Origin of the sequence: Mariprofundus sp. KV (genome assembly GCF_013387475.1) — a bacterium.
GTDB lineage: Bacteria > Pseudomonadota > Zetaproteobacteria > Mariprofundales > Mariprofundaceae > Mariprofundus.
Window position 1 is genome coordinate 179,897 of sequence record NZ_VWNB01000006.1, and the last position, 6,491, is coordinate 186,387.

General features: G+C 52.6%; 4 protein-coding genes. 2 read left to right on the forward strand and 2 right to left on the reverse strand.

Annotation, left to right across the window (positions count from 1 at the left end; genetic code table 11):
* Positions 1-42: 42 nt before the first annotated feature.
* Positions 43-1,551, forward strand: coding sequence for a POTRA domain-containing protein (locus F3F93_RS06730; protein WP_176958398.1), 1,509 nt, complete (start codon positions 43-45; stop codon positions 1,549-1,551).
* A 303-nt stretch (positions 1,552-1,854) separates the two neighbouring features.
* On the opposite strand, the gene F3F93_RS06735 is transcribed toward F3F93_RS06730, so the two are convergent.
* Positions 1,855-2,397, reverse strand: coding sequence for an NAD(P)H-dependent oxidoreductase (locus F3F93_RS06735; protein ID WP_176958399.1), 543 nt, complete (start codon positions 2,395-2,397; stop codon positions 1,855-1,857).
* A 142-nt stretch (positions 2,398-2,539) separates the two neighbouring features.
* Here F3F93_RS06735 and acnA point away from each other — a divergent pair, with 142 nt between their 5' ends.
* Positions 2,540-5,194 carry an aconitate hydratase AcnA gene (gene acnA / locus F3F93_RS06740; protein ID WP_176958414.1) on the forward strand — a complete coding sequence of 885 codons (2,655 nt, stop codon included), beginning with the start codon at positions 2,540-2,542 and terminating at the stop codon, positions 5,192-5,194.
* A 243-nt stretch (positions 5,195-5,437) separates the two neighbouring features.
* Here acnA and F3F93_RS06745 read toward each other — a convergent pair.
* A partial coding sequence (locus tag F3F93_RS06745) for a hypothetical protein (protein WP_176958400.1) occupies positions 5,438-6,491 on the reverse strand: 1,054 nt, incomplete at its 5' end.

Consider the following 6,491-nt stretch of genomic DNA (forward strand, 5'->3'; position numbering starts at 1 on the left):
CCGCTGCCAATGTTGGAGACGGTGCCAACCGGAGAGTGAACTATGAACAGCTTACTGCATCGCCTGATCCCCGCCCTGCTTAGTCTTAGCCTGCCATTCAGCCTGCAGGCAACTGAAGCAGAGACCACTGACATGCCAGAATCTGCAGCCATGACTCAAGCGCAAACGACTGCGGATGAGGCTGGCACAACCACTGAAACAGTCGCAGCGCAGAGCACCACGCCGGAGAGCGCAGAAGCAGGCGAGCCGATGGCTGAGGAGGCGCTGGAATTACCGACTGAAGCCACTACTGCAGATGTGAGCGCAACAGCTACAACCACTGCAGCAGCAGAACCGGCTGACGAGAGCTTCGCCATCACCAGCTTTGAAGTCACCGGCAACCTGCTGCTGCCAGTTGAAACCATTGAAAAATCGCTGCAACGATTTATCGGTGAGAGCCGGTCGCGTGATGACCTGTTCAGCATCCGCCATGCAGTGATCAAGCTCTATCGCAGCCATGATCTCGATGGCGTGGCCGTCGCCGTCCCAACTCCGGGTGAAGCGGGCCTCCTGGAGGTGAAGATTTTCGAGGATGATATCGACGCCTATCCTCAGCAGTCAGCCAAAGCGGAGAGTGCTGTACAACCTGAAAACATCACCAAACCTGCCGCTGAATCAGAAGCAGCCAGCTCGAAGAAGCCCAGGACTTATGCCATCAAACTGGATCCGGTAGAGAAACCCGCCGTTGTTGTGCTCCCTGAGCCAGAGCCTGAACTCACAGTAGAAGCAGAAAGTGGCGCACCAGCAGATCTGCAGAAAAGCACAGCAACCGTTGAGAGCCTGTTAGCAGAGGACGAGCTATCTGAAACAGCAGAAGTAGCCACCGCCGAGATTAAAAAACCGGTCATGCAGAAAGCCAAGTCAGAGGCCTCCCCAGACAGCGATGCGAAAGAGGCAATCGCTGCAAACAGCCCATCACCAAAAGTTAAATCTGCTGACACAGTACTGGAAACGACTGCACCTGAAGAGAAGGTAAAAGCTGTAGCCAAGAGCGCGGCCAAGCCTGAGTTGAAAGCTACCGCAACCACAGTGAAAGCAGCCAACCCTGAAATGGCAAAAGCCAACGAGGCGGCCGCCAAAGATAGAGCCGCCGTGAACATCGCCAAGGCGGAGAAGGCTAACGCTACCAGAGCCAAAATTGAGAAGGTCAAAGCTGAGAAAGCTAAAGCTGCGGCGGCCAAAGCCAGTGCAGCCAAAGAGGCCGCTGAAGAGGTGGCTGTCACTCCGGTTCTGGATACACGACAGGGCTCATTCAATATCAGTAGCTTTGAGATTTATGGCAACTCTTTGGTGACAACAGCGGCGATCCAAAAGTTATTGCAGCCCTATATCGGTGCTGGAAAATCGTATGCCGATCTGGTCGATGCCAAACAGAAGATCAGCCAGCTCTATCGCAACAAAGGGCACAAAATGGTGGCTATCGGCATGCCTGCGAAAATCTTCGGTGAAACGATCCCTGTACGTATCTATGAGGCCAAACGCAGCAGAGCAAGCGATCTGTCGATGAATTAAACCTGCCCCGGATTTTTAGAGCACGTTTCATCAACCATTGAAACCAGAAGTTAACGCAGATGCCTCAGGACACCCTCTCTTGCGCAAGCGCAATTCACCTTGTGAACGCGGATTCTGAATCGTTTTGAACATGCCTTGCCAACATTAGGGAAACTGTTCCTGATCCAGTAGCGAACCACAGAGAAAGTGTTTATCTGTGTTTATCTGTGTTTATCTGTGTTTATCTGTGTTTATCTGTGTTTATCTGTGTTTATCTGTGTTTATCTGCGTCAATCTGTGTCTAAACAAGGCGTGAAAGGCATTTTAATCGAGGAGTTTAGCCGCCACCTCAGCCAGATGTGCACCGTAGCTGCGCGCCGCAGCCAGTGCGCCTTCGGAGACCGATCCCGGCATCCCTTCATGATTGCCACTGCGGCCATACGGACCCCACTGCAATCCGCCATCGGCATAACCAGGCAGCGATTTCGGGAAGCCTACCGTGATCAGTCCGTGCTCCATAAAGTTGGAGTGCAGCGCAATCATGGTTGTCTCCACGCCACCACCGCCACCGCCGAAACCACCACCGGTAGCAAACACACCTGCGACCTTTCCTTCCAGTGCACCCTCCATCCAGAGTTTACCGGCCCGGTCAATCAGCTGCTTCAACTGCCAGGCCATTGAACCCATATGCACCGGTGTGCCGAAGACAATCACATCGGCAGCGACCAGATCATTCAGTGATGTAACCTCTGCCGTCTGCAGCTTTGCCGAGAGAGCCGGATTGGCCACCCGCATGCCTGCCGCAATGGCATCAGCCATCTTTTTGGTGTTCCCATAGTCAGAATGATAGGCGATTAGCACGTCCATTTTTACCCTCCCCAAAGCCAGCGGCAGTTACGCTACTGCTGGCTGCAGCAGAAAAAAAGCCATGGCACTTTAGAAAAGCGCCAACTACCGCTAGTGTGCGCCCTCTTTTTTCATGCAACAGGAGTGACTCGTGAGCAATAGTGTGACCAATAGTTTTAACGCCAAAGATACCCTTGCCGTCGGCAACAAGGCCTATATCTACTACCGCTTGAGTTCCGCAGGTGACGTGAGTCGTCTGCCCTACTCGATGAAGGTACTGCTGGAGAACATGTTGCGCCGCGAAGATGGCATCAATGTGACTGCTGATGATATCAATTTCCTTGCCAACTGGGATGAGAAGGCTGAACCCAATCACGAGATCGCCTACATGCCGGCACGCGTTCTGATGCAGGATTTCACCGGCGTTCCCGCTGTTGTCGATCTGGCTGCGATGCGCGATGCGATGGCAGCACTCGGTGGTGACACCAGCAAAATTGAGCCTCTCGCCCCTGCCGAGCTGGTGATTGATCACTCTGTACAGGTGGATAATTTTGGTGCTGCTGATTCAGCCGCCAAAAACACCGAGATCGAATTCCAGCGTAACCGCGAGCGTTACAACTTCCTCAAATGGGGACAGAACGCCTTTGAAACATTCAAAGCAGTACCTCCGGGCTGCGGCATTGTGCATCAGGTGAATCTTGAGTTTCTGGCCCGCACTGTATTTGTAAACAGTGATGGCGTGGCATACCCCGACACACTGGTCGGCACCGACTCCCACACCACCATGATCAACGGCCTTGGTGTACTCGGCTGGGGTGTGGGCGGTATTGAAGCTGAAGCAGCCATGCTCGGCCAGCCGGTCTCCATGCTGGTACCTAAAGTGGTCGGTTTTAAACTGACCGGTGAAATCCCGGAAGGCGCCACCGCCACCGATCTGGTACTCACCATCGTTGAGATGCTGCGCAAGCATGGCGTAGTTGGTAAATTTGTTGAGTTCCATGGTTCCGGTCTGGATTCACTGCCACTGGCAGATCGCGCCTCCATCGCCAACATGGCACCTGAATATGGCGCCACCTGCGGTATCTTCCCGATTGATGAGGAGACCCTGAACTACCTGCGTCTCTCCAACCGCAGCGCAGAGAATGTCGCGCTCGTTGAAGCCTACGCCAAAGCGCAGGGCATGTTCCGCACCTCCGATTCCCCTGAAGCGATCTACAGCGAGAATATCGAACTCGATATGTCTACGGTTGTACCATCACTGGCGGGTCACAAACGTCCACAGGATCGCATTGCACTGACCCAGTCCAAAGCCGTCTATCAGAAAACCGTTGAAGCCGTAAAAGCTGAAGCGGGCATCACTACCAAAGCTGTCGCCACCACCATCAACGGCGAGGAAGTGACCATTGATGATGGTGCAGTGGTCATCGCTGCGATCACCTCCTGCACCAACACCTCCAACCCATCGGTGATGCTCGGTGCAGGTCTTGTCGCCAAAAAAGCGGCAGCACTTGGCCTCACTGCAGCGCCATGGGTGAAAACCTCACTGGGCCCCGGCTCTAAAGTGGTCACCGAATATCTCGACAAAGCAGGCCTCTCTCAGGATCTCGATGCGCTCGGCTTTAACACCGTCGGTTATGGCTGCACCACCTGTATCGGCAACTCAGGGCCGCTGCCTGCGGAAGTCTCCGCAGCTATTGCAGAGGGTAATCTGGCGGTGACATCGGTACTCTCGGGCAACCGCAACTTTGAAGGCCGCGTGCATGCCGAAGTGCGCATGAACTATCTGGCATCTCCGCCACTGGTTGTGGCTTACGCCATTGCCGGCACCATGAATATCGACCTCTATAACGATCCGATCGGCAAAGGTCGCGATGGTGAAGATCTGTTCCTCAAGGATATCTGGCCAACCCAGAAAGAGGTGGCCGATGTGGTCGCCTCATGCGTCACCGCCGAGCAGTTCGAAGCCTCTTACGGCAACGTCTATGCAGGCGATGCCAACTGGCAGGCGCTTTCAGCGCCAACCGGTGACCGCTTCGCATGGGATGCCGACTCCACCTACATCCAGCATCCACCCTATTTCGAAGGCATGAGCTTCGATCTTGATCCGATCAGCGACATCAAAGGTGCACGTGTACTGGCCCTGCTCGGTGATTCGGTCACCACAGACCACATCTCACCAGCCGGTGCGATCAAAGCCGACTCGCCTGCCGGTCGCTTCCTGCAGGAGCGCGGTGTAGAGGCCAAAGATTTCAACTCCTACGGCTCACGCCGTGGTAACCATGAGATCATGATGCGTGGCACCTTTGCCAACATCCGCCTGCGCAACAGACTGGCGCCGGGTACTGAGGGTGGTGTCACCCTGCATCAGCCATCAGGCCTGCAGATGAGCATCTATGATGCGGCGATGAAGTATATCGATGAAGCCGTTCCGGCCATCATCCTTGCAGGTAAAGAGTACGGCTCCGGCTCCTCACGCGACTGGGCGGCCAAAGGCCCGCGTCTGCAGGGTGTACAGGCTGTGATTGCTGAGACCTATGAGCGCATTCACCGCTCCAATCTGGTTGGCATGGGGATTTTACCTTTGCAATTCAAAGCGGGTGAATCAGCCGAATCACTGGGTCTGACCGGTCAGGAGTCTTACGACTTCGCAGGCATCAATGATGGCTCAGCCAAAGAGCTGAATGTCACCGCCACAGCATCGGATGGTTCAGTGAAATCGTTCACCGTTGATGTGCGTATCGACACCCCGAAAGAGGTCGAGTACTACCAGCACGGCGGTATCCTGCACTACGTACTGCGCCAACTTGCTGCCAATTGATTGCCAGCAGCTAAGTCAGCCGCAACCTGAACGCAAAGAACCCCGCCAAGTGCGGGGTTCTTTCGTTTCAGCCTGTCTCTTAATGTCTGCCTCCTGCCAACTCCGGTTATTCAGAATTGCGTTTATGTCCCCAGAACTTCACGCCTGCCTCCGACCAATTTCGACCACTAAGAATTAGGTGCATTTAGTAAAATGCCACCGCAATTCACTCGAGCCGTATCTGATCAATCCAACAATTCTAAGTTAATTATGAAATGGCAGCTCTCTGGTGGCATAGTTATTTAGCTGTGCTAAGGCATCTTCAAGCAACTTATCTGGGTCTGAAACGACATGGACTCGGTCAAATGATACTTCAAGTTGTTCAGAGGTGATTAAGACAATCTTATGCCTCACCAACATTTCAACATCTACACCGATGCTTTCCCTCGGCAAAGCACACACCAAGCATGCCTCTACCCTTGAATGGTGACCACTGGCTTCTAACGACTTAAGCAATGACTGTTTTCTGTGAATCAATTTGCCCACTTTGCTAGCGAAATCTGTAATTTTATAGGTACATTCAATCAGAACAATCGTTCCTCTAGGTGTCATAACTACAAGGTCTGGAGCATCCCTTTCAACAGGAATCATTGAAGAAAAGCCTAGCAGAAACAGTAGTGCTGACACCCCCTTCTCGAATGCATCAGAATTATCCTTTTGCATTAATACCGCTCGTCGAATCATTCGCAAATCTTTGTCAAACTCACGAACTGCAAGTAATCGTCCATTGCGTGCTTTGGAGGGGTCTAAAAACCACTGTCTAGCAACCATTGAGGCGCCAGCCAACAAGATCACCAAAACACTATCAGCATTATCCAAGTCAACTTGTGCCTCTGCGCTTCTTATCCCTGACTTTGCGCGCGCCCATGCAAAGTCAGATGAAACTTGCTGTCTAGCCGAAAGGCCAGCTCCGGGAAAAGGGAAAACAGCCACACTCACTTTGGAGTGATCGAATTTACTGTGAGCGTTAAGTGCTATTGATAAAGCATTATCCAACAACTCACATGAAGTAATAACCACCGGTGGTAATACCCTCAGACTTATAGCTGTTGAGTTTGACGACTGAAATGGGTCTGACAATCCTAACCATGTCACCAAGCCATCCAATCCATCAAAAGGAGGAGTATTTAGATCGTCCTCAAGAACCCTCAAGCTATTGATATATAACAATAAGTAATCATTTATGGTAGCGTAAAGTGCAAGGACAGGTGGCATTCTCACCCAAAAGGCTTGCACATGATACGTGAAGAAGATGACC

What these genes read in the sequence shown, in the direction of transcription:
- F3F93_RS06730 (WP_176958398.1), top strand. Translation starts at nt 43, where the DNA reads ATGAACAGCTTACTGCATCGCCTGATCCCCGCCCTGCTTAGTCTTAGC.
- F3F93_RS06735 (WP_176958399.1), bottom strand. Translation starts at nt 2,397, where the DNA reads ATGGACGTGCTAATCGCCTATCATTCTGACTATGGGAACACCAAAAAG.